Raw genomic sequence first — 21,306 nt, forward strand, 5'->3', positions numbered from 1 at the left:
GCTTAAAACGGCGATGGCCATGGGCCTTCGATCAGGGCTTGATGCTTGATGCTTGATGCTTGATGCGCTAGGCCGCAGCCTTGCTCTTGCGTTTGCTGCTGCCTTTTGCAGCTGCTGCTGCTGATGCGCCGTCCGTGCGTGCGCTCAGGCCATCAAAACAGGTGCTGAGCACCAGCTCGATGATTTCCTCGTCGCTGTACTGGCCGCCCATTTTCAGGAATTCCAGCACGGGGTCGCAGGCCCGCGCGAACAAGGTGTAGAGCACGGCAATCGGTGGCAGCTTGGGGTTCAGGCTGCCCTCGGCTTGCGCCGCTTCGATCCATTCGCCCAGGCGCTCGCTCACTTCCATCAGCCCGTCCATGTACGGGCGGCAGCCCATCAAGGCGGTGCGCAAGCTGGAGTTCTGGCTCGGCAAGGCCGGCATTTCGCCCACCAATTTCAGACCCATGGTCCAGGCCACCACGGCGCGCAACTGCGCCATCGGCGCGGCATCGGGTGGCAGCTCGGCCAGAAAGGTCTGTGCCCGCTGCATCACCGAGGCCATGGCCGCCGCGGCCAGGTCTTCTTTGCTGGCGAAGTGTTTGTACAAGCTGGCCTTGGCGATGCCGACCTCGGCCGCCACTTCATCCACCGTCATGGCTTCGAAGCCTTTTTCCGCCAATAGGCGGTTGACCACCTGAATGATGGCGCCCTCCCGGGCTTGCAGCATCTGCGCTTTGAAAGAGAGTTTGGGGGCGAGGCGGGTAAGCATGGCTAAATTGTAGTCGAGCAGGTAAAGAATTGAATGCAACGGCTGTAAAAATACTATACAGTTCACAAAAGACTGATTAGTAACAAATTCAACTATGCCGCTCAAAGTCGCCATCATTGGTTCAGGAATCTCAGGCCTGGCCGCCGCGCATGCGCTGTCGGCCCAAGGCGGCGCGGTACAGCTGACGCTGCTGGAGGCCGGGGCTTACTACGGTGGCCACGCCAATACGGTGGACATCACCTTGCCCACACCCCAGGGTCCGGTCACCCACGGGGTGGATACCGGATTTCTGGTGCTCAATGAGCGCACTTACCCGAACTTGATCGGTTTGTTGAAGCAACTGGGCGTGGCCAGCGCCAAGTCTGAGATGTCCTTCTCGGTGCAATCCGAGCGCGCGGCCGGCCAGGCGCCGTTGGAATGGGGTGGCAGCAATTTGGCCTCCTTGTTTGCTCAGCGCAGCAATCTGTTCAGCCCGCGCTTCTGGGGCATGTTGAAGGACTTGCTGCGCTTCAATGCCCTGTGCACCCACATCGCCGAACAAGGCACCGAGCAGCAGCTGAGCCAGACCCTGGGCGACTTTTTGTGTGAGCAGCGTTTTGGCGACGCCTTCTGCGAGGACTATCTGCTGCCCATGATGGCCTGCATCTGGAGTTGCCCGACCCGTCAAATGCTGGCCTTCCCGGTGGCCACCATGCTGCGCTTTTGCCATAACCACGGCCTGCTGCAGATCACCGGCCGGCCGCAGTGGTACACGGTGCAGGGCGGCTCCAAGCACTATGTCGAGAAGATCGTGGCGGGCATCGCCGACAAGCGCCTGAACACCCCGGTGCACCGCATCAACCGACTGAGCGGGCCAAGCGGCGGGGTGATGCTAAGCCTGGACAGTGGCACCGAGCGCTTTGACAAAGTCATCATCGCCACCCATTCCGATCAGGCCTTGGCCTTGCTGGCCGAACCCACCGCCGCGGAACGCTCCACCTTGGGCAAGATCCGCTACCAAAGCAATAAGGCCGTTTTGCACACCGACGCCAGCGTGCTGCCGCGCCACCAAGCGGCCTGGGCGGCTTGGAACTACGAGCGCAGCGCCGTGCAAACCGAGGGTGCAAAGGGTGCTGAAGCGACCGAGCAGCGCGTCTGCCTGCACTACTACCTCAACCGCCTGCAGCCGCTGCCCTGGACGCAGCCGGTGCTGGTGTCGCTCAACCCCCTGCGCCCCATCGACCCGACCAAGGTCTTGGGCGAGTTTGACTACGCCCACCCCGTGCTGGACCTGGCTGCCGTCGCCGCGCAGGCCCGCATGCCGCATTTGCAGGGCTGGGAGCATTGCTACTTTGCCGGCGCCTGGATGGGCTACGGCTTCCACGAAGACGGGCTCAAGGCCGGCCAGGCCGCAGCCAAGCAATTGCTGCACGATTGCGCCGTGGCGGTGTACGCATGAACACCGGCAGCCCTGTCGCCATGTTGGGCTTTGGCCAAGTGCGCCACACCCGCCTGCGGCCGGTGCTGCATGCCTTTGCCTATCCCAGCTACTTCATGATGCTGCCGCTGCGCAGCTTGAAGCGTGAAGCTGCCCAAGCCGAGGGCGAAGGCCGGAAGGGCTGGCGCATCAACCAGCCCGGGCTGCTGAGTTTCTTTGAGGCTGACCATGGCGATGGTCGCCCTGTTGCACAAGGCGGTGCCCTGGCCTGGCTGGACGAATTGCTGCAGCGCGAAGGCATTCACGACGCCACCGGCGAAGCCTGGCTGCACTGCTTCCCGCGCGTGCTGGGCTATACCTTCAAGCCGGTGAGCTTCTGGTACTGCCACCGCGCCGCCGACGACCAGGGCGGCGCGCTGCGCGCCATCGTGGTGGAGGTGAACAACACCTTCGGCGAGCGCCACTGCTATTTGCTCGACGCCCCGCGCTGGGGTGCGGAGCTGAGGGCGGACAAGGTCTTCCATGTCTCGCCCTTCTTCAAGGTTGAGGGCCACTACCGCTTTCGCTTCATGCGCAGCCAGGATCGCTGCATTGCCCGCATCGACCTGTGCGAGGGTGATGGCGAAGGGGTAGGCGCTGACGAGCAGCCCGTGCTGCTGCAGACCAGCCTGAGTGGCCGGCTGGAAGCGCTTAACGCTCAGACCCTGCGTCGCGCCTTCTGGCGCTACCCCGTCATGACTCTGGGTGTGCTCGTGCGCATCCATCTGCATGCCTGGCAGCTGTGGCGCAAGAAGAAGCTGCCTTTTTTCAGCAAGCCCGCACCGCCCCAAGCCTTTGTATCGCGCCAGCTCTCGCCCAACCCTGCCGAACCCAGTTGAACCTTGCCGAGCATGAACACCACCACCCTCCCCACACGCACCCACGCCCTGCCTAGCGATGCTCCCGCTGCCGCCCGCAGCGCCCTGCGTCTGCTGCAGAAAATTCAACATGGCGAGCTGAGCATGCAGCTGCCCGATGGCACGCTGCGGCGCTTCGGCGAGCACCCGCAGCAAAACGCCCTGGCCGGCCACCACTACCCCTGCGCCCACCTGGTGCTGCACAACTGGCGGGTGTTTGGCGCCGCGCTGAAGTCGGGTGATATCGGCTTTGCCGAGTCCTATATCGCCGGCGACTGGAGCACGCCAGACCTGACCGAGCTGATCAAGCTCTTCTCGGTCAACCGCCAGGCGATTGATGCGGTGATCTTCGGCAGCTGGGTCGGCCGCTTGTTCTACCGCGTCAAGCATCTGTTGCAGCACAACAGCCGCGCCAATAGCCGCAAGAACATCCACGCGCATTACGACCTGGGCAATGCCTTCTACCGCCTGTGGCTGGACGAAAGCATGAACTACTCCAGCGCCTGGTTCGAGGGCGACCTGAGCCGGCCGCTGCGCCAAGCCCAAGACGCCAAGGTGCGCCGCGCCCTGCGCATGGCCCAGGTCAAGCCGGGTGACCGGGTGCTGGAAATCGGCTGCGGCTGGGGTGCCCTGGCCGAGGCGGCCACCCAGGAATTTGACGCCACCGTGGTGGGCGTGACGCTGAGCACCGAGCAACTCAAATACGCCCAAGCCCGCGTGCCAGATCGGGCCGATTTGCGCCTGCAGGACTATCGCGATATTCGCGACGAACCCTTCGACGCCATCTGCTCCATCGAAATGGTTGAGGCCGTGGGTCAGCGCTACTGGCCGGTCTATTTCCAAACCGTGGCCCGTTTGCTCAAGCCCGGCGGCCACGCTTGCGTGCAGAGCATCGTCATTGATGACAAGCTTTTTGAGCGTTATCTCAGCTCCACGGACTTCATCCAGCAATACATCTTCCCCGGCGGCTGCCTGCCCAGCCCGAGCGAGTTCCGTCGTCAAGCCGAGGCCGCGGGCCTGGAGGTGGTGGACGAGTTTTCCTTCGGCCCGGACTATGCCGAGACCCTGCGGCGCTGGCGTGATGCCTTCCATGCGCGTCAGGCCGAAGTCGCGGCGCTGGGCTTTGACGAGCGCTTCATGCGCATCTGGGAGTTCTATCTGGCCTATTGCGAGGCCGCCTTCGATACCGGCGACATCAGCCTGACCCAGTTCACCTTGCGCAAGCCCGCTGCGCCTGCAAAGGCCCGGTCATGAAACGCCGGGATGCTGCTGCGCTAATGCTGGCGGCCGTGGCCATGCCCTTGCGCGCCAGCGAGGGCGCTGCGGCCCTGACGCCTGAGCTGCGGGCCGCCTTGCCGCAAGCCGAGCTGGCCGGCCAGGCCACTTTGAGCTTCTGGGGCTTCGAGGTCTACCGCGCCCGCCTGTGGGTGGCGCCTGGTTTCAAAAGCAGTGACTACGCCAAACATAACTTCGCGCTGGAGCTGATCTATTTGCGCGACTTCAGCGGTGCCGACATCGCCAGCCGCTCGATCAAAGAGATGCGCCGCCAGGGCCCGATGGCCGCCGGACAGGAAGCCGGCTGGGAAACGCAGATGCGCACGCTGTTTCCCGATGTGAAGACCAACCAGCGCATCACCGGCATCCATCAAGTCGGCCGCGGCGCGGTGTTTCTGTACAACGGCCAGCCCTTGGGCGAGATCCGCGACCCGACCTTTGCCAAGCTCTTCTTCGGCATCTGGCTGGCGCCGCAAACGTCGGAGCCCCGCATGCGCAGCAGCCTGCTGGGCGCAGCCGCCGCAGAGGCACCATGAACCACGCGGGCTTGAGCTGGCGGGACGGCCTGCGCTACGGCTTGCTGGGCCTGCCCTTGGCGTTTTGCGCCCTGCCGCTCTATATGCTGATGCCCAATCTGTATGCGCGTGAATGGGGCGTGCCCCTGGGCGCGCTGGGTGTGCTGCTCCTGGCTACGCGCTTGCTCGATGCCCTGGTGGACCCGTGGCTGGGTCGCTGGAGCGACCGGCTGTTCGGGCGCTCGCGCCGTGCCGTGCTTGGCTTTGGCGCGGCGGCTGCCGCCTTGTTGGCGCTGAGTTTTGGCCTGCTGTTCTTGCCGCAGGTGCGCGGCGCTACTGCGCTGCTGGTCTGGGCCGGGGCTTGCTTGCTGGGCACCTATCTGGCCTATAGCGCGCTGACGGTGGCGCACCAATCTTGGGGCGCGCGCCTGGGCGGTGGCGAGGGCCAGCAAGGCCATATCGTGGCTTGGCGTGAAGGCCTGGGCCTGCTGGGTGTGTTGCTGGCGGCGGCCACCCCGGCGCTGCTGGGGGAGCCGGCCTTGGTGGCCCTGCTGGTGGCCGGGCTGGCCTTGGGTTTTTGGGCCTGGACGCGGGCGCCTTACCCCACGGCACAGGTCCATCCTGAGCCACTGGCGACGGATGCCTGGCGGCCTTGGCGCCAAGCCGCCTTCCGCCGCTTGCTGCTGGTCTATTTGCTCAACGGCATTGCCAGCGCCATTCCGGCCACCTTGGTGCTGTTCTTTGTGCAAGATCGATTGCAGGGTAGCGCGGGCTGGCAGTCGGCCAGCTTGGGCCTCTACTTTGTGTGCGCGGCGATTTCCATGCCGCTGTGGCTGCGCTTGGTGGGGCGGCTGGGCCTGCGGCGCAGCTGGCTGCTCGGCATGCTCTTGTCGATCGCGGTCTTCCTCGGTGCGGCGCAGCTGGGTGCCGGAGACATGCCGGCGTTCTTGCTGGTCTGCGCCTTGTCCGGCCTGGCCTTGGGCAGCGACCTCACCATGCCCAGCGCCTTGTTGGCCGGCGTGATCCATGCGGCCGGCGAGCGCGGGCGCTCGGAGGGCAGCTACTTCGGCTGGTGGAACTTCGCCAGCAAGCTCAATCTGGCCCTGGCCGCGGGCCTGACGCTGCCCCTGCTGGCCTGGCTGGGCTATCAGCCCGGCACGCGCGACCCCGAGGCTTTGCAGATGCTCAGCCTGGCCTATTGCCTGCTGCCTTGTGTGCTCAAGGCGCTGGCGGCGCTGGCGCTGCGCTTTTCATTCACGTCCAACTCTTAAGGCTTGCCCATCATGAAACGACGCCATTGGCTCACGCTGCTGCTCACCGCCAGCTTGCTGCAAGGCTGCGGCAGCCCGCCGCCGGTCACCCACTACGCGCAGGAAAAGCCGCGCCTGGAATTGCGCGAGTACTTCAACGGCACGCTGGATGCCTACGGCATCTTCACCGACCGCTCGGGCCAGGTGGTCAAGCGCTTCACGGTGGTGATGAACTGCAGCTGGAATGGCGACCAAGGCGTGCTGGACGAGTTGTTCACTTACTCCGACGGCAGCACCCAGCGCCGCGTCTGGCGCCTGCAGCGCCTGGCCGATGGCCGCTACACCGGCAGCGCCGACGATGTCATCGGCACCGCCCAGGGCCAGCAAAGTGGCAACGCCTTCCAGTGGGCCTACACCCTGGCCTTGCCGGTGGACGGCCGGGTGATCGAGGTGCAGTTCGATGACTGGATGTATCTGATGGATCAGCGGGTGATGCTGAACAAGGCCGCCATGAGCAAATGGGGTGTCCATCTGGGCGAGGTCACGCTGTCCTTCGTCAAACGCTGAACGCCAAGCAGCGCAGAGCGATGTCAAGCAACCCTCAAATCCACGATTGGGCCGGCCGCCGGGTCTGGCTGGTGGGCGCCTCCACCGGCATTGGCCGCGCCACTGCCTCGGCCCTGCACGCCGCTGGCGCGCGGGTGATAGTGTCGGCGCGGGGTGCTGGCGCGCTGGCTGAATTCGTCAGTGCCCATCCAGGGGCTGAGGCACTGGCGCTGGATGTGACCGACCCGCAAGCCATGCAGGCGACCGTGGCCCAAGTGCTGGCCGGTGGCCCGCTGGACTGGGTGGTTTACTGCGCTGGTCACTACCGGGCGATGGAGGCCGACCAGCTCGATCTGCCCGATCTGCTGCGCCATAACGAGGTCAACTACCTCGGCGCGCTCTACCTGCTGGATGCCTTGCTGCCGCAACTGCTGGCGCAGCCCTTCAACCCCGCCACCGGCCAGCGCGCCCACATCAGCCTGATGGCCAGCGTGGCCGGTTACCGCGGCCTGCCCAAAAGCCTGGCCTACGGGCCCACCAAGGCGGCCTTGATCAATCTCTCCGAAACGCTTTACCTGGATTTGCATCGCCAGGGTGTGGCGGTGTCGGTGATCAACCCTGGCTTTGTCGACACCCCGTTGACGGCGCAGAATGATTTCAAAATGCCCGCGCTGATCAGCCCGGCCCAGGCCGCCAGTGCGATATTGCGAGGCTGGGCGCGAGGCGCGTTTGAGATTCACTTCCCGCGCCGCTTCACCGTTTGGCTCAAGCTGCTGCAGCTCTTGCCCTATCCCGCTTACTTCGCCATCACCCGGCGTTTGAATCGCCCTTGAGAATTCAGCCATGACGAGCGCAAACGTATCTACTGCCAACGCCACAGCCACCGCGACGGCCAACACCGCGGCCATCGACGCCATCGTGCAGTTCTTTGAAACCCTCAGCCCCGCGCAAGTCGAGCAGCTGGGCACGATCTACGCGCCTAACGCCGAATTCAAAGACCCCTTCAACAGCGTGCGCGGGGTGCCGGCGATCCAGGCGATTTTTCGCCATATGTTCGTCAATCTGGAGTCGCCGCGCTTTGTCATCACCGAGCGCATCGTCGACGGCGCGCAGTGCTTTCTGGCCTGGGAGTTCCGCTTCCGATTCAAGAGCTTCCGCCGCGATCAGGAGCAGTGCATCATCGGCGGCTCGCAGCTGCGCCTCGATGAACAAGGCCGCATCACCGTGCACCGCGACTACTGGGACGCGGCCGAAGAGCTTTACGAAAAAATCCCTGTGCTGGGCGGCCTGATGCGCTGGCTCAGGCAGCGGGTCAATTCCTGACCTATTCGCTGCCAATCATTCGCCGCCGATCAGGCTGACGATGCGCTCATCGCTCAAGCGCATGGGCAAGGATTGGGCCGACAGCAGCGCCACCACCGTGTGCTCGCTGCGGGCGCTGTCGCGGGTCAGCGGCTGCTTGCGCGACTCACCCTGCGCATTGGTCAGGGCGGCCACCACCGGGTGATAGGCCTTGGCGCCATTGCGCAGCACCACGCCAATCTCGCCCGAGGCCAGCTTGACCATGCAGCCCGGCGGGAAGATGCCAAAGGCCTTGATCAGCGCCGCGGCCAGCGGGCTGGAGGCGGCCATTTGCAAAATCTCGCGGCCGGCTTGTTGGGCGCTCATGGCGGGGCGATTGCTGCGTGCGCTCAGGCGGGCGGTGTAGACATCGGCAAAGCGCAGCAATTCCGCCAGCTCACCAATATCGCTGCTGCCGCGCGGGTAGCCTGAGCCATCGCTCAGCTCATGGTGCTGCAGCACCGCTTCGAGCCAATCCGCATCGTCGATGCCGGCTTGGCTGAGCATCTCCGCACCCTTCTCGGGGTGCTCGCGGATGGTCTCGCGCTGCAAATTGGTGAGGGCCGACACCTGATGCGCCAGGCGCGCTTGCAGGTCTAGCATGGCCACATTCATGGTCAGTGCGGCTTGGAAGGCACGGCGCTGTTCTGCGTCGTTCCAGCCCAGATAGCGGGCGGAGGCCAGGCAGGCGGTGGCAGCGTGGATGGAATGGTTGACGCCGTAATGCCCGGCGCCGCCTTCGGGCTGGCGCACCACTTGGGACAAAGCCACATCGGGCGAGAGTTCGATCAGGCTGAGCAGATGGTCGGTGCAGCCATCAACCGATGCGGCCAGCTCGGCCACCGGCGCGCTGAGGGCCTGGCGCACCTGCTGCTTGCTATTGTCCCAATCGCTCGGCAAACGAGTCAGGCGCTGCGCTTTGGAGACCTGACGCGGCGTTTGCGCTGACACGGCCAGCTCTTCAATCTCCACCAAGGCGCCGCGCTGGAATAACTCGGTCAGCTGCGCTTCATCGGCAATTACCTGGCCGCGCGCCAGCAAGAGCATATGGGCCGCGTCGCGCACGCTGAAAGGCAAGGGCGCGCCGAGCACGATGCGATTTTTGACCGACGACAGTGAGCAGACACGCATGGCACGCAAGAACCGACAAAGAAGGGTTGGTGACAGAGCGATGCGTTCGCAGGGCTGAACGCACTCTCAGGCAGTCTGTCACGCCAACTTTTCGGGCAACAGGCCAAGTCCACCCGCAGACTGCGGCGGTAACACGCTGCACATCGGCGGGAAATGCGCCTAACTTAAGGGTTAGGCGCGAGGCGAGTGTACGCGAGGGCGATGACCGCACGAAGTCGCCCTGGGGTGGCGAAATTAGGGGGGTGTGGCACTGGAGGAAAATGGCGCGCACAAAGAAGCTGCCTCATTGAGTTCACTGCGGCGTGTGGCCTCGGCCGCCGCCCGGATTTACTGCTGCATTGACCCCTCTCTTCCCCTCACGCTCCTGCTCACCCCATGTCCTCCATCACGATTTATCACAACCCGGCCTGCGGCACCTCGCGCAATACCTTGGCCCTGATCCGTCATGCCGGCATTGAGCCGGTGGTGGTGGAGTATCTGAAGACGCCTTTGACGGCGGCCCAACTGGCCGAGCTGGTGGCGGCCCTGGGCATTCCGGTGCGTGATTTGCTGCGCGAAAAGGGTACGCCGTTCACCGAACTGGGCTTGGCCGATGCCAAGTGGAGCGAGGCCGAACTGCTGGGCGTCATCGAGCAGCACCCGATTTTGATGAACCGCCCTGTGGTGGTGACGCCGCTGGGTGCCAAGCTCTGCCGGCCCTCGGAAGAGGTGCTGGAGTTGCTGCCCGTGGGCCCGCTGCCGCCCTTCACCAAGTCGGATGGTGAGCAGGTGATCGATTCAGGCCAGCGCCGGGCTCGTGCCTAGCCCTGGCTTGCGTCGCAAGAATCGCCCGAAGCCTGGCGCCCGGCCTAGCTCGGGGTGCGGTTTGTCGTCCTCAAAGGCGATGTGGCCATTGATCACCGTGACTTTGATGATGCCGTCATTGCGGTTGACCATGCGCTGCATGCCACCCATCACTTCAAAGCTGGCTTCGGCATAGGCATCCAGCTTGGCGCGGCGCAAGGCCTTGGGGTCCAGCACCACCAAGTCACCTTGCGCGCCGACGCGCAGGCGGCCGGCGTCGATCTCATACCAGTCAGCAATCTCGCCGCTCAAGCGCCACACGGCCTTCTCGGGCGATAGGGTGGGGCGTGGCAACAGGCTTTGCTGCAACATGGCCAAGCCGAAGTTGTAGAACGCCATATTGCGCAGATGCGCACCGGCGTCGGAGAAACCGACCAGGCTGCAAGGCTCGCGCAGATTGCTGGCCATGCGCTCAGGCCGGTGGTTAGCGATGACGGTGGACCAGCGCAGGGCGCGGCCGTGGTCGATGATCAGGTCCAGAAAGGTGTCGACCTCGTGCTGACCGCGCTCGGCCGCAATCTGTTGCACCGACTTGCCCACCAGGCTGGGCTCGGGGCAGGCGATCACATGGGCGTCGCTGAAGTCACGGTGCCAGACCTTGCCGCCCCATTTGCGCCGGTACTCGGCCTTGAACTGGCTGCGGTAGGCAGGGTCGGCAAAGAGCTTGTTGCGGTCGAAGTCGTGCTTGAGGTGCAGGGCCGCTTCACCGGCCGGGAACTCCTCGAAGATGATGAAGTCAATGCCATCGGCATAGACCTGGAAGGGCTGGGGCAAAGCCTGCCAGCGGAAGTTGGCGCCCAGGCGGCGATTGAAGAAATTGGTGCCCAGGGCGACCAAGCGGTCCAGGCCCGGCTTGGCCTTCACGTCCATCAAGGTGATCAAGGTGGTTTTGAGCGTCTTGCGCAGGCCCAGGCTGGCGGAGCTGAAGAGGTAGAAGACCGCGTTGACGGGATTGTTCAAGTTGGGCGCGCTTTGCAGAATCGCGCCGCGGCGGCGCAGCAGTTTGTGCAGGCGGCGGTACTCGCTCCAGCGCGCGTAGACTGAGGGCAGCGCGCTGGAGCGGTAGCGCTCGCCGTCCACCTTGTCCCAGGGGTTGGTCATGCCCGACATGCCCAGCAGCCCTTGGCTGATGCCTTCGTCCAGATGGCGCTCCATGGTCTGCATCTCGGCCTCGCTGGGGCGGGCCTTGGGGTCCACCGCGCGAGCCAGACCCATCACGGCGGTGCGCAGATCGGAGTGGCCCATATAGCTGCAGATATTCGGCCCCAGGGGCAGGGACTCCAGTTTGGCGATATAGCCGGCGGCGTCCTTCCAGGTCTTGTCTTTTTTCAGCGTGGGCAGCACGTATTCGCGCGGGATGGACTCGACCCGCGTGAAGATGTCCGAGGCGTCTTCGGCCTCGGTGTAAATCATGCTGATGGAGCAGCTGCCGATGAAGGCGGTGGTCACGCCGTGCCGCACCGACTCGGGCAGGCCGGGCGCCATCAGCACCTCGGCGTCGTAATGGGTGTGAATGTCAATAAAGCCCGGCGTGACCCACAGCCCTTGCGCGGGCAGCACGCGCGCCGCGCACTCGGTGGGCAGGGGCGCGCGGCTGATCTCCACCACCTTGCCCTGTCGCAGGGCCACATCGGCCACAAAGGCCGGCGCGCCGCTGCCGTCCATCACGGTGCCGCCTTGAATGAGCAGGTCGTAGCTGGTGTCCATGGCCGCTGTCTCGCTTTGCTTTTTGAGTGTGGGCGGATTGTTTCTCGGGTGGGTCTGGGCCGATTGACTTGCGACCTCAAACTTTTAACATTTCGCATCACCCGTGGAAGCCCTAGTCCTCAGCCCTTATGACCGCACTTGTCCGCGCCGCCAGCCTGAGTTCTTATGAAAATCTGGCCGCCAGCCTGGGTCTGGACGTGGCACGCGAGCTGCGGCGGGTTGGCCTTTCGCGCCGAAGCCTGTCCCAGCCCGAGGCCTTGATCCCCTATCTCTCCCTGATTCATTTGTTGGAGCATTCGGCGGCGGCAGCCGCCTGCCCGGACTTTGGCCAGCGTCTGGCCCGTCTGCAAAACCTGGGCGTACTGGGGCCGCTGGCGGTCTTGCTGCGTCATGCCGCCACGGTGGGCGAGGCGCTGAGCCTGGCCTCCAGCTATATCTTTGTCCACAGCCCGGCCGTGCGCTTTGTGCTGCAGGACGTGGCCGGGCGGCCCACTCAGGTGGACCTGTGCTTTGCGATTGACATGCCCACGCTGCCACCCCATGCGCAGACCTTGGAGTTGTCCCTGGGGGTGATGCTGCAAGGCTTGCGCATGGTGTGTCCGGGCGAGGCCCAGCCCTTGCTGGCGTTGTTCCCCCATGCCTGCCAGGGGCCGCTGGCCAGCTATGCCGAGAGCTATGGCTGCGACTGCCGTTTTGGCGCCGATCGCTGCGCCCTGCGCCTATGGCGGCGCGATCTGGCGCGCCCCATCCTGAGCCACGACCCCCATGTGCGCGCCATGGCCGAGACCTATCTGGCCCAGCAGTTCCCGGCGCCCGCGCAAGCGGTGGCCGATCGGGTGCGGGCGCTGCTGCGGCATCTACTGGATGCCGGCCAGGCCAGCCAGCGGCATGTGGCCGAGGCCATGTCCATCCACCCCAGCACCTTGCAGCGCCGCTTGGCGGCCGAGGGCTGGCATTTCGAGCAGATCCTGGACGAGCTGCGGCGCGACAAGCTGCTTGACTTGCTGCGCCCTGTCGCCCGCCTGAGCCTGACCCAGATCGCCCTGATGCTGGGCTACTCCGAGCAGGCCGCGTTGACGCGCAGCTGCAAGCGCTGGTATGGCTGCACGCCCAGCGCCTTGCGCAAGGACGAGGCTTACTTGGTCAAGAACGCCAGCATGCGGTCGGCAAACTTGCCGTAGGGCGGCATCATGAACTTGAGGCTGGAGAAGCGCGCCTGGTAGAAGACCGGGCGCAGCTTGGAGAAGGTGTCGAAGCCCTCACGGCCGTGGTAATGGCCCATGCCCGAATCGCCCACGCCGCCGAAGGGCAGGTCGTGCTGGCCCACGTGGAAGAGCGCGTCGTTGACCGACACGCCGCCCGACATCACCCGGTCCAGCAAGGTCTGCACCTGGCTGCCGTCGTAGCTGAAGGGGTAGAGCGCCAGCGGGCGCGGGCCGCTGTTGATGGCGTTGATGACTTGCTCCAGCGTCGCGTAGCTGTGGATGGGCAAGATGGGGCCGAAGATCTCGCGCTGGTTCAGCGCGCAATCGGGCGGTGCATTCAGCACGATGTGAGGCGCGATCTTGCGGCTGGCTTCGTCAAAAGCGGGGCCGGGGATCAGCTGGATCAGCTCTGCGCCCGCAGCACGCGCCTCCTCCATGGCGGCGAGCAGGCGGCGGAAGGCGCGCTCGTCGATGATGGCGGTGTAGTCCGGCGAGTCCAGGCTGGGGTAACGCTTGCTGACGATCTCGCGCGCGGCCTGCACAAAGTCAGCTACCCGCGGCTGGCTCATCCACAGATGGTCAACCGTGGTGCAGATCTGCCCGGCGTTGAGGCATTTGACGAACATGATGCGTTCGGTCGCCAGGCGCAGCGGAAAGTCGTCCAGCAGCACGGCCGGGGCCTTGCCGCCTAACTCCAAGGTCACGGGGCAGAGGTTTTTGGCCGCGGCGGCCATCACGGCGCGGCCGGTCTGGCCCGAGCCGGTGAACAGCAGGTGGTCGAAGTGCAGCTGGGAGAACTCAACGCCGACGCCACCGGTCTCGTCAAACACCTGCAGTTTTTCGGGCGGGAAGTAGGCCGGCAAGCGCTCGATCAGCAAGGCGGCCAGGTGGCGCGAGTTCTCGCTCATCTTCACCATGGCGCGATTGCCGGCGGCGAAGATGAAGCTCAGCGGCACCAGGCTGAGGTTGATGGGGAAGTTCCAGGGCACGATCACGCCCACCACGCCCAGGGGCTGCGGAATCACGCGGTTGCGCGCGCCGAGGAAGTTGCGGATGTCGACGCTGCGGCGCTGCGGCTTCATCCAGCTCTTGAGGTGCTTGAGGATTTGGTCGATGCCGTCGATGGCCGGGAAGATTTCGGCCAGCAGGGTTTCGTGCTTGGAGCGGTGGCCGTAGTCGGCGCTCACCGCCTCGCACAGCGCGTCCTTGTTTTCACGGATGAAGCGCTGCAGGGTTTTCAGGTCGCTGCGGCGTTGCTCTAGCGTGGGCACCGGGTCGGTGTGATAGGCCTGGCGCTGCTTGGCCAGGCAGGCTTGCAACTGGGCCTGGACCACGTCGGCGGGAATCGCAAAGTTCTGAAGATTGGGGCTCATGGGGAGTTCCTGGCTGGCGCGCACGCAGTGGCGGGCGCTCTTGATCTTAAGGATCGTCTTTTGCCGCGCGGATTGCACGGGCTTTGCCGGACAAACTATTGTCATTTGGCGACAGACCGGGAAAGTCCCAGGGTGTGCGCATTCAGCCCCGGCATTCCCCTGCAAACGCGGCGCTTCGCCAGCACAGCACAGCGCGCAATGGGATTGTCACGGTTTGCATGCTCAAGGCCTGGCACCTAGATGACATGTGATGTCGGCCCCGGCCGCGCAGAATGGGTGCACAACACCGGAGACAAAGCCATGAGCCAGCGTGCCAGTTTCACCCGCATGGAAGACAGCGTGGCCGCCGATTGGCGCCTGATCGGTGCCGAGTTCATGCAGTTCGCGGGCCAGCTGCCGGATCGCCTGATGACCCACCTCAAGCTGCTGGAGAACGACTACGGCGGCTTTCCCATCGACCGCTACACCCACTGCCTGCAAACCGCCACCCGCGCCCTGCGCGATGGCCGTGACGAGGAATATGTGGTGTGTGCCCTGCTGCACGATATGGGTGACACCCTGGGCAGCTTCAATCATGCCGATATTGCCGCGGCCATCCTCAAGCCCTTTGTCAGCGAAGAGAACCACTGGATGGTGGCGCAGCACGCGATCTTTCAGGGCCACTACTTTTTTCATCATCTGGGCATGGACCGCGATATGCGCGAGCAGTTCAAGGACCACCCGGCTTACGCACGCACGGCCGAGTTCTGCGAGCTGTACGACAACCCCTCCTTCGACCCCGCTGCGGAGACTTTGCCGATCAGCGCCTTTGAGCCCATGCTGCGCCGCGTCCTGGCCCAGCCCAAGCAGTCGCTTTACAAGGCGGCGCTGACGCAGCGTCAATCGGCCTGAGGCCGGCAAACCCTGGCGCGATGCGGGCAGATCGGTTTCCTGCCTGCGGCCCATCCACATGACAACAAGAGGACGCCACCATGAGCATCAATGAATCCCTCAACATCCCCTCGCTGCAAGGCAAGGTCAGCCCGGCGGAATGGCAGTTGCGTTGCGACCTGGCCGCCGCCTACCGCCTGGTGGCCTTGTACGGCTGGAGCGACCTGGTGTTCACCCACATCAGCGCGCGCATCCCTGGGCCCGAGCATCACTTCCTGATCAATCCCTACGGCCTGATGTTCGACGAGATCACCGCCTCCAGCCTGATCAAGGTGGACCAGGCCTGCAACAAGCTCAGCGCGTCGCCCTTCCCGGTCAACCCGGCCGGCTTCACCATTCACAGCTGCGTGCATCAGGCGCGTGAGGATGCTGGCTGCGTTTTGCACACCCACAGCCGCGCCGGTGTGGCGGTCTCGGCGCAAAAATGTGGCGTGCTGCCGATCAGTCAGCAGTCCACCTTTGTGCTGGGCTCGCTGGCCTATCACGACTATGAAGGCGTGGCCCTGCGCGAGGACGAACAGCCGCGCTTGCAGGCCGACCTAGGCGACAAACGCTTTCTGATGCTGCGCAATCACGGCCTGCTGACCGTGGGCAAGAGCATCCCGGATGCGTTCTTGAATATGTATATCTTCGAGTCCACCTGCCGCATCCAGCTCGACGCGCAGGCCGGCGGCGAGTTGCATCAGGTGAACCCGCAAATCCTGCAAGGCATGGCGACGGTGATGAAGACGGTGACCGTGGGCATGGGCTCCGACCTGGCCTGGCCGGCGCTGCTGCGCAAGCTGGAGCGCCTGGACCCCAGCTACCGGAGCTGAGCCGGGGCCGCTCGCCGGGCTTGCTGAGCTAGGTTTTCCTCGGGAAAACCCCAGCTCACCCCGGCCGAAATCGCAGCAGTGCAGCGGTGACAATGCGCCCTCGCTGCGTGGCCACAAGCCAGGCTGTTGCGTGCTCAACATCAGGGAATTCGGCTTTGCCGCGATGAGTGAACGCTGCGCCATCACGCAAACCGCAGGCGCGGGCACACCCAGGCCCGGCCACCTTTCAGACCAAGCACGGAGAATCGCTTGAGCACCAACAACCAAGTTCAAACCGCGGGTGGGCACACCATCCTGGGTCATCCGAACAGCCTGTTTGTCCTGTTCTTCACAGAAATGTGGGAACGCTTTTCCTACTACGGCATGCGCGCCCTGCTGGTGCTGTTCCTGATCTCGGAAACCACCAAGGGCGGCTGGGGCTGGAGCCGCGCCGACGCCACTTCGCTGTACGCCTGGTACACCATGCTGGTGTACTTCACCCCCATCCTGGGCGGCTACTTGGCCGATCGTTATTTGGGCACGCGTCGCGCTGTTCTGCTCGGCGGCTTCATCATTGCGGCCGGTCACGTTTCGCTGTTCTTTGAAACCATTCCCTCCTTCTACCTCGGCCTGGGCCTGGTGATTGCGGGTACGGGCCTGTTCAAGCCGAACATCTCGGCCATCGTGGGCCAGCTTTACGGCAAGGACAACGAAGGCGGCCGTGACGGTGGCTACACGCTGTTCTATATGGGCGTGAACGCCGGTGCCTTCTTCGGCATCTCGCTGTGCGGCTATATCGGTGAAAAAGTGTCTTGGAACCTGGGCTTCGGTCTGGCCGGTGTCTTCATGATTTTGGGCGCCTTGCAGTTCTTCTTCAGCCAGAAGGTGTTCGGCGACATCGGCACCGCGCCGAGCAAGGAAAAGACCGCCGCCGCCCATGCGGCTGACGACACGCCCGCCCATGTGGTGGCTGATCGCCTGAAGGCCGTCTTTGTGTTTGCCTTCTTCACCATCTTCTTCTGGTTTGCTTTCGAGCAGGCCGGCGGTTCCATGACCATCTTCGCGGCCGATTACACCGACCGTACCCTCGTCGGCACCAGCGGCTTGGTCTTCAAGATCATCAACACGCTGATGACGGTGATCCCAGCGGCGGTGCTGACCTGGCTGTTGTTCCAACTGCACCGCGCCACCGGCAAGAGCCAGTGGCTGGGCAATCTGCTGCTGGTGCTGGCCTTTGCCCTGATCTGGGGCTTGGTGATCTGGATGCTGGGCCGCGAGTTCGCCATGGACCAAAGCGAAGTGCCGGCCACCTGGTTCGGTGTGCTGAACTCCTTCTTCATCGTGATCCTGGCGCCCGCTTTCTCCAAGATGTGGGAAAAGCACTGGAACCCGAGCGGCCCGGTCAAGTTCGGCGTCGGTCTGGTGCTGCTGGGCCTGGGCTTTGCCGCCCTGGCCTTCGGTGCGGCCGGTATCCCTTCGGGTGCCAAGACCGCTCAGGTCAGCATGCTTTTCCTGTGCCTGGCTTATCTGCTGCACACCATGGGTGAGCTCTGCGTGTCGCCGGTGGGCCTGTCCTACATCTCCAAGCTGGCGCCCGCGCGCCTGCTGGGCCTGATGTTCGGCGTCTGGTTCCTGAACTCGGCCATCGCCAACTTCATCGGCGGCAAGACGGGTGCCTACATCGACTACATCTCGGCCACGTATTCGATGTCCACCTTCTTCCTGATCTTCACCCTGATCCCCATGGGCGCGGGTGTGGTCTTGATGCTGCTGACGCCTTGGATGAAGAAAAAGATGCACGGCGTGCATTGATGGCTGCGGTCTGCTGACGCAGCCAGCCAAAACCGGTGCGCAAGCCCTTGCCTAACGCGCTTGCTCCCCGCCAAGAAGGCCCCGCGATGCGGGGCTTTTTTTTGGTCTGGCTAGGCAGGCCAGTGGCTCGGCCGAATGAAAAGAGCCCGAAGCAGCCGCAGTCTTGCCGCCCGCTGATCAAGTTTTTCAAATCAGGCCTAACGCAACAAAGGAGCGGATGGGGGCGCAGCAGCTGGCCGCCAGTTGATTCAACTTGCGTGGATCTTGTCGCCTACTTGAGTGAAAAAGAGGGCAAAAGTCTCAGAAAGACCAGTGAATTGCTCACAAAGTGCCGCTTGAAGATTTACGGCTGCGCGTGCGATTAGCGCCCTAATCTGTGCCGGCGTTGTGTGAGTCCAAACGCGCACTGAGGAGATCGGTATGGAAGTAGCAATCGGGTCCATGGTGAGTGCCTTCACTCCCGCAGCGGGCAAAACGGAAAGACGGCAGGCTGATTCGCTCAGCAGCCACTGGCTGAGTTTGGTTCTGGAGGAGCTGGACTACGGCGTGTTGCTGCTGAATGCCTCTGGCCGCGTGCTGCACTGCAATCTCTCGGCGCGGCGCGGCCTGGATGAATCTCATCCTTTGGAAATCAGCGCCAACCACCTGCGTTGCCGCGACCCGCGTGATGCCGCGCCCTTGGCCGAAGCCTTGCAGAATGCCGAGCGCGACGGCCGACGCTGCCTCTTGCGCCTGGGTGAAGGCGAGCGCCGCAGCAATGTCGTGGTGGTGCCTCTGAATCGCGATGTGTCGCGCGCCGCCGTTTTGCTGGTGCTCGAGCGAGGTCAGCTCTGCGGCGAATTGGCGGCCCAATGGTTCGCGCTGCGCTATGGCCTGACGCCCACTGAAACCGAGGTGCTCAAAGCCCTCAGCGCTGGTGTGCGGCCCAATTTTGTGGCCGAGCAGCAGGGTGTGGCCATCTCCACGGTGCGCACCCAGATTCAAAGCATCCGCGCCAAGTCCGGTGCCGACAGCATCGGTGAGCTGATGCGCCAGCTGGCGGTGCTGCCACCGCTGATGTCGGCCTTGCGCATGGAGTTCAATTAAGACTTTGCGTGACTGACCGCATGAGGCTGCGCCCAAGTTGCGCTGACGCTAACCGACAGGGCTTCCCGCGCCATCCCTAGCCCAAATTCGCCATCAACAGGCCCTATACCCACCGAATGGGGATAGGGCCTGTTTGTCGTATCAGCGCGACGAGAACGGCTACGTCTGTCTCGTAATATGCGGTCGCGACCACGGCTGTCTTCCGTGGCGCCTCTCGTATGGAAACTGATGCATTGCTGGCTACGGCCTCGGATTACACGGAATTGCCTGCTAGCTTGCGCGCCCTGGCCGCGCGAGGCGTGGCGCGCAATTACCGTCGCGGCACCCTGCTGATCGAAGAAGGCTCGCAGGGCGATGCCATTTATCTGGTGCTCTCGGGCAGCCTGCGGGTCTACGGCTGCGACGCGCGTGGCCGCGAAGTCACCTACGGCATTTACGGTGTCGGCGAGTATGTCGGTGAGATGAGTCTGGACGGCGGCGCGCGCTCGGCCAGCGTCATCACCGAACAGAATTCACGCTGCGTGATGCTGACCCGTGCCAGCTTGCTGGCGCATATCAGCGAACACCCGGAGTTCGCGTTTGAGTTGTTGACCAAAGTGATCCGCCGCGCCCGCGCCGCCACTTTGTCGACCAAGCAGCTGGCACTCAACGATGTGTACGGCCGCCTCAAGGCCTTGCTGGAAACGGCCACGCTAACCACCGACGAAGTGCAGCTGACCCATCAGGCGATGGCTCAGCGCTTGGGTTGCTCGCGCGAGATGGTCTCCAAGCTGGTGAAGGACCTGGAGCTGGGCGGCTATCTGATGCGCGTCTCCAACGGCCGCTACCGCAAGCTGCGCGCCTTGCCGGCGCGCTGGTAAGCCGCTGAACAACGCCTCGGCTCAGCCCTAGCGGCTGGGCTGCGCCACCTCAAAGCGCTGCTTGGGCTTGTCGGCGCGCTCGTACAGCGGCTCCACCTTGGGCAGATTGGCCTGAATGTCCTTGATGCGGGTCGGGCCCGCCGGGTGGGTGGACAGCCACTGTGGCGGCGCACCCTTGGCTGCCGCGCCCATCTTCTGCCACAGCGTGACGCCGGCCTCCGGGTCATAGCCGGCGCGTGCTGCCAGCTCCATGCCGACCAGATCGGCCTCGCTTTCATCCTCGCGGCTGAAGGTTAGGGTGAGCAATTGCCCGCCCATATTCAGCAAGGTGTCACCCACGCCGCCCAGGCCGAACAGGCTGGAGATCAGGCTGGCACCCAGGCGCGTGGCCTGCGTCTTGGCCATGCGCTCGCGGGCATGTTCGCGCAGGGCGTGCGCCACCTCGTGGCCCATGATGGTGGCGACCTCGTCGTCGCTGAGCTTGAGCTTTTCGAGAATGCCGGAGTAGAAGGCGATCTTGCCGCCCGGCATGCAAAAGGCATTGAGCTGCGGGCTGGCGATCAGATTGACCTCCCAGCGCCATTGCTTGGCACGCGGGTTCCAGGGTTCCGATTGCGGAATGATGCGTTTGGCGATCTCGCGCAAGCGGATCAGCTGCGGGTGATTGGCCGGCGCCAGGGCGCGCTGGTTGGCGGCCTCGCGCATCATCTGCAGATACTGCTGTGCGCCGGCGGCCTCCACCTGCTCGGCCGGTACCAGCTTGGCCAGGCCGCTTGTGCCGCCCACCTCCACGCCTTCGCGGGCGCTGGCCGGGGTCGACAAGGCGGGCGACAGGGCGACTGCGCCCAGCAGGCCGGTGAACAGGCGCCGCGAGGGCTGGTGCGTGTGGCAGGCGCAGCGGCCGAAGCCATGCAGGGGCGCGCTGGGCAGGATGGGGTCGGCGTTGGGGTCAAATCTTGCGGTCATGGCCTAGAGCTTAATGCCTCGGTGGGCTCCTCTAAATGGGGTTAATTTCTCCCGCTGCAAGACGAGATCCGCTTCAGCCCCGACAATGCGCCATGCTTCAAACGTCCAACCCCAGCCCAGCCGAACAGCAGCAAGAATTCCGTGCTGCGCTGGGCATGTTTGCCACCGGGGTGACCATCGTCACCGCCCGCGCGCCTGACGGCAGCCTGGTCGGCCTGACTGCCAATTCTTTCAACTCCGTGTCGCTGTCACCGCGCCTGGTGCTGTGGAGCCTGGCGCAGCGCGCCGGTTCCATGCCCGTGTTCAGCCGTGGCTCGCACTACGCCATCAATATCCTGGCGGCCGATCAGAAAGAGCTGGCCCAGCGCTTCGCCACCCGCGACATTGACCGCTTTGCCGGCGTGTCCTGGCGTGAGGGCGCCGGTGGCGCGCCGGTGCTGGACGGCGTGGCCGCCGTGTTCGAGTGCGCCAACCGCAGCCAGTACGAAGAAGGCGACCACGTCATCTTTGTCGGTGAAGTGGAAAGCTGCGCCTGGCGCGCCGGTGCCCAGCCGCTGATCTTCCACGGCGGGCGCTATTTCACCGAACTGCCGATCTGAGCGTTTGAT

The 21,306-nt window shown here is 64.3% G+C and carries 21 protein-coding genes; 16 read left to right on the forward strand and 5 right to left on the reverse strand.

The features are described 5' to 3' along the window. Positions 1-67 precede the first annotated feature (67 nt). The gene (locus AABB87_RS01080) at positions 68-751 is read right to left on the reverse strand and encodes a TetR/AcrR family transcriptional regulator (RefSeq protein ID WP_341969264.1); all 684 of its coding nucleotides are present in this window, start codon (positions 749-751) and stop codon (positions 68-70) included. Between the two features lie 94 nt (positions 752-845). Here AABB87_RS01080 and AABB87_RS01085 point away from each other — a divergent pair, with 94 nt between their 5' ends. From AABB87_RS01085 to AABB87_RS01120, 8 genes are read left to right on the forward strand one after another with little or no spacing between them, the layout of a single operon-like run. Continuing rightward, positions 846-2,189, forward strand: coding sequence for an NAD(P)/FAD-dependent oxidoreductase (locus tag AABB87_RS01085; protein WP_341969265.1), 1,344 nt, complete (start codon positions 846-848; stop codon positions 2,187-2,189). Continuing rightward, positions 2,186-3,046, forward strand: a complete 861-nt coding sequence (locus AABB87_RS01090) for a DUF1365 domain-containing protein (RefSeq protein ID WP_341969266.1) — start codon at positions 2,186-2,188, stop codon at positions 3,044-3,046. Before AABB87_RS01085 ends, AABB87_RS01090 begins: the two co-directional genes overlap by 4 nt. Positions 3,047-3,058: 12 nt before the next feature. Continuing rightward, positions 3,059-4,318, forward strand: coding sequence for a cyclopropane-fatty-acyl-phospholipid synthase family protein (locus AABB87_RS01095; RefSeq protein ID WP_341969267.1), 1,260 nt, complete (start codon positions 3,059-3,061; stop codon positions 4,316-4,318). Then, the gene (locus AABB87_RS01100; RefSeq protein WP_341969269.1) at positions 4,315-4,875 is read left to right on the forward strand and encodes a chalcone isomerase family protein; all 561 of its coding nucleotides are present in this window, start codon (positions 4,315-4,317) and stop codon (positions 4,873-4,875) included. The genes AABB87_RS01095 and AABB87_RS01100 overlap by 4 nt, the downstream gene beginning before the upstream one ends. Beyond that, entirely contained in the window at positions 4,872-6,125 is a 1,254-nt protein-coding gene (locus tag AABB87_RS01105; protein ID WP_341969270.1) for an MFS transporter, read from the forward strand. The genes AABB87_RS01100 and AABB87_RS01105 overlap by 4 nt, the downstream gene beginning before the upstream one ends. A 12-nt stretch (positions 6,126-6,137) precedes the next feature. Beyond that, positions 6,138-6,671, forward strand: a complete 534-nt coding sequence (locus AABB87_RS01110; RefSeq protein WP_058721197.1) for a DUF3833 domain-containing protein — start codon at positions 6,138-6,140, stop codon at positions 6,669-6,671. A gap of 20 nt (positions 6,672-6,691) precedes the next feature. Then, positions 6,692-7,483 carry an SDR family NAD(P)-dependent oxidoreductase gene (locus AABB87_RS01115; RefSeq protein WP_341969271.1) on the forward strand — a complete coding sequence of 264 codons (792 nt, stop codon included), beginning with the start codon at positions 6,692-6,694 and terminating at the stop codon, positions 7,481-7,483. 10 nt (positions 7,484-7,493) lie between these two features. Continuing rightward, positions 7,494-7,973, forward strand: a complete 480-nt coding sequence (locus AABB87_RS01120) for a nuclear transport factor 2 family protein (RefSeq protein ID WP_341969272.1) — start codon at positions 7,494-7,496, stop codon at positions 7,971-7,973. Positions 7,974-7,988: 15 nt separating this feature from the next. Here the strand turns inward: AABB87_RS01120 and AABB87_RS01125 are convergent, their stop codons facing one another. Beyond that, positions 7,989-9,122: an HD-GYP domain-containing protein gene (locus tag AABB87_RS01125; RefSeq protein WP_341969273.1), complete on the reverse strand. Its 1,134-nt coding sequence runs from the start codon at positions 9,120-9,122 to the stop codon at positions 7,989-7,991. Between the two features lie 375 nt (positions 9,123-9,497). On the opposite strand from AABB87_RS01125, the gene arsC reads away from it, so the two are divergent. Next, on the forward strand, positions 9,498-9,926 hold the full coding sequence (gene arsC, locus AABB87_RS01130; RefSeq protein ID WP_341969274.1) for an arsenate reductase (glutaredoxin): 429 nt from the start codon (positions 9,498-9,500) through the stop codon (positions 9,924-9,926). Here arsC and AABB87_RS01135 read toward each other — a convergent pair. After that, on the reverse strand, positions 9,900-11,672 hold the full coding sequence (locus AABB87_RS01135; RefSeq protein ID WP_341969275.1) for an N-acyl-D-amino-acid deacylase family protein: 1,773 nt from the start codon (positions 11,670-11,672) through the stop codon (positions 9,900-9,902). The two genes, arsC and AABB87_RS01135, sit on opposite strands and share 27 nt — an antisense overlap. 128 nt (positions 11,673-11,800) lie before the next feature. Between AABB87_RS01135 and AABB87_RS01140 the strand changes: the two genes are divergently transcribed. Beyond that, positions 11,801-12,853: an AraC family transcriptional regulator gene (locus AABB87_RS01140; protein ID WP_341969276.1), complete on the forward strand. Its 1,053-nt coding sequence runs from the start codon at positions 11,801-11,803 to the stop codon at positions 12,851-12,853. Here the strand turns inward: AABB87_RS01140 and AABB87_RS01145 are convergent. Beyond that, positions 12,808-14,250 (reverse strand): coniferyl aldehyde dehydrogenase, encoded by a 1,443-nt coding sequence (locus AABB87_RS01145; RefSeq protein ID WP_341969277.1) that lies wholly within the window; start codon positions 14,248-14,250, stop codon positions 12,808-12,810. The two genes, AABB87_RS01140 and AABB87_RS01145, sit on opposite strands and share 46 nt — an antisense overlap. Positions 14,251-14,550: 300 nt before the next feature. On the opposite strand from AABB87_RS01145, the gene AABB87_RS01150 reads away from it, so the two are divergent. The 5 genes from AABB87_RS01150 (at position 14,551) to AABB87_RS01170 (ending at position 19,732) form a co-directional block, all read left to right on the forward strand. Beyond that, the gene (locus AABB87_RS01150; protein WP_341969278.1) at positions 14,551-15,141 is read left to right on the forward strand and encodes an HD domain-containing protein; all 591 of its coding nucleotides are present in this window, start codon (positions 14,551-14,553) and stop codon (positions 15,139-15,141) included. An 80-nt stretch (positions 15,142-15,221) separates the two neighbouring features. Then, positions 15,222-15,995 (forward strand): class II aldolase/adducin family protein, encoded by a 774-nt coding sequence (locus AABB87_RS01155; protein ID WP_341969279.1) that lies wholly within the window; start codon positions 15,222-15,224, stop codon positions 15,993-15,995. Between the two features lie 249 nt (positions 15,996-16,244). Then, positions 16,245-17,786 carry a peptide MFS transporter gene (locus AABB87_RS01160; protein WP_341969280.1) on the forward strand — a complete coding sequence of 514 codons (1,542 nt, stop codon included), beginning with the start codon at positions 16,245-16,247 and terminating at the stop codon, positions 17,784-17,786. Positions 17,787-18,206: 420 nt separating this feature from the next. Further along, positions 18,207-18,872 carry a helix-turn-helix transcriptional regulator gene (locus AABB87_RS01165; protein ID WP_082680131.1) on the forward strand — a complete coding sequence of 222 codons (666 nt, stop codon included), beginning with the start codon at positions 18,207-18,209 and terminating at the stop codon, positions 18,870-18,872. Between the two features lie 218 nt (positions 18,873-19,090). Beyond that, positions 19,091-19,732 carry a Crp/Fnr family transcriptional regulator gene (locus AABB87_RS01170; protein WP_341969281.1) on the forward strand — a complete coding sequence of 214 codons (642 nt, stop codon included), beginning with the start codon at positions 19,091-19,093 and terminating at the stop codon, positions 19,730-19,732. A 27-nt stretch (positions 19,733-19,759) separates the two neighbouring features. Here AABB87_RS01170 and AABB87_RS01175 read toward each other — a convergent pair whose 3' ends face one another. Beyond that, a complete protein-coding gene (locus tag AABB87_RS01175; protein ID WP_341969282.1) occupies positions 19,760-20,698 on the reverse strand; it encodes a M48 family metallopeptidase in 939 nt (312 codons plus the stop codon). A gap of 92 nt (positions 20,699-20,790) precedes the next feature. Between AABB87_RS01175 and AABB87_RS01180 the strand changes: the two genes are divergently transcribed. After that, positions 20,791-21,297: a flavin reductase family protein gene (locus AABB87_RS01180; protein ID WP_058721186.1), complete on the forward strand. Its 507-nt coding sequence runs from the start codon at positions 20,791-20,793 to the stop codon at positions 21,295-21,297. Positions 21,298-21,306: the final 9 nt, after the last annotated feature.

It is taken from the genome of Roseateles sp. PN1, from assembly GCF_038419725.1.
Taxonomy (GTDB): domain Bacteria; phylum Pseudomonadota; class Gammaproteobacteria; order Burkholderiales; family Burkholderiaceae_C; genus Paucibacter_A.

Coding starts and splice junctions, on each gene's coding strand:
- AABB87_RS01080 (WP_341969264.1), bottom strand. CDS start 751: ATGCTTACCCGCCTCGCCCCCAAACTCTCTTTCAAAGCGCAGATGCTG.
- AABB87_RS01085 (WP_341969265.1), top strand. CDS start 846: ATGCCGCTCAAAGTCGCCATCATTGGTTCAGGAATCTCAGGCCTGGCC.
- AABB87_RS01090 (WP_341969266.1), top strand. CDS start 2,186: ATGAACACCGGCAGCCCTGTCGCCATGTTGGGCTTTGGCCAAGTGCGC.
- AABB87_RS01095 (WP_341969267.1), top strand. CDS start 3,059: ATGAACACCACCACCCTCCCCACACGCACCCACGCCCTGCCTAGCGAT.
- AABB87_RS01100 (WP_341969269.1), top strand. CDS start 4,315: ATGAAACGCCGGGATGCTGCTGCGCTAATGCTGGCGGCCGTGGCCATG.
- AABB87_RS01105 (WP_341969270.1), top strand. CDS start 4,872: ATGAACCACGCGGGCTTGAGCTGGCGGGACGGCCTGCGCTACGGCTTG.
- AABB87_RS01110 (WP_058721197.1), top strand. CDS start 6,138: ATGAAACGACGCCATTGGCTCACGCTGCTGCTCACCGCCAGCTTGCTG.
- AABB87_RS01115 (WP_341969271.1), top strand. CDS start 6,692: ATGTCAAGCAACCCTCAAATCCACGATTGGGCCGGCCGCCGGGTCTGG.
- AABB87_RS01120 (WP_341969272.1), top strand. CDS start 7,494: ATGACGAGCGCAAACGTATCTACTGCCAACGCCACAGCCACCGCGACG.
- AABB87_RS01125 (WP_341969273.1), bottom strand. CDS start 9,122: ATGCGTGTCTGCTCACTGTCGTCGGTCAAAAATCGCATCGTGCTCGGC.
- arsC (WP_341969274.1), top strand. CDS start 9,498: ATGTCCTCCATCACGATTTATCACAACCCGGCCTGCGGCACCTCGCGC.
- AABB87_RS01135 (WP_341969275.1), bottom strand. CDS start 11,672: ATGGACACCAGCTACGACCTGCTCATTCAAGGCGGCACCGTGATGGAC.
- AABB87_RS01140 (WP_341969276.1), top strand. CDS start 11,801: ATGACCGCACTTGTCCGCGCCGCCAGCCTGAGTTCTTATGAAAATCTG.
- AABB87_RS01145 (WP_341969277.1), bottom strand. CDS start 14,250: ATGAGCCCCAATCTTCAGAACTTTGCGATTCCCGCCGACGTGGTCCAG.
- AABB87_RS01150 (WP_341969278.1), top strand. CDS start 14,551: ATGAGCCAGCGTGCCAGTTTCACCCGCATGGAAGACAGCGTGGCCGCC.
- AABB87_RS01155 (WP_341969279.1), top strand. CDS start 15,222: ATGAGCATCAATGAATCCCTCAACATCCCCTCGCTGCAAGGCAAGGTC.
- AABB87_RS01165 (WP_082680131.1), top strand. CDS start 18,207: ATGGAAGTAGCAATCGGGTCCATGGTGAGTGCCTTCACTCCCGCAGCG.
- AABB87_RS01170 (WP_341969281.1), top strand. CDS start 19,091: ATGGAAACTGATGCATTGCTGGCTACGGCCTCGGATTACACGGAATTG.
- AABB87_RS01175 (WP_341969282.1), bottom strand. CDS start 20,698: ATGACCGCAAGATTTGACCCCAACGCCGACCCCATCCTGCCCAGCGCG.
- AABB87_RS01180 (WP_058721186.1), top strand. CDS start 20,791: ATGCTTCAAACGTCCAACCCCAGCCCAGCCGAACAGCAGCAAGAATTC.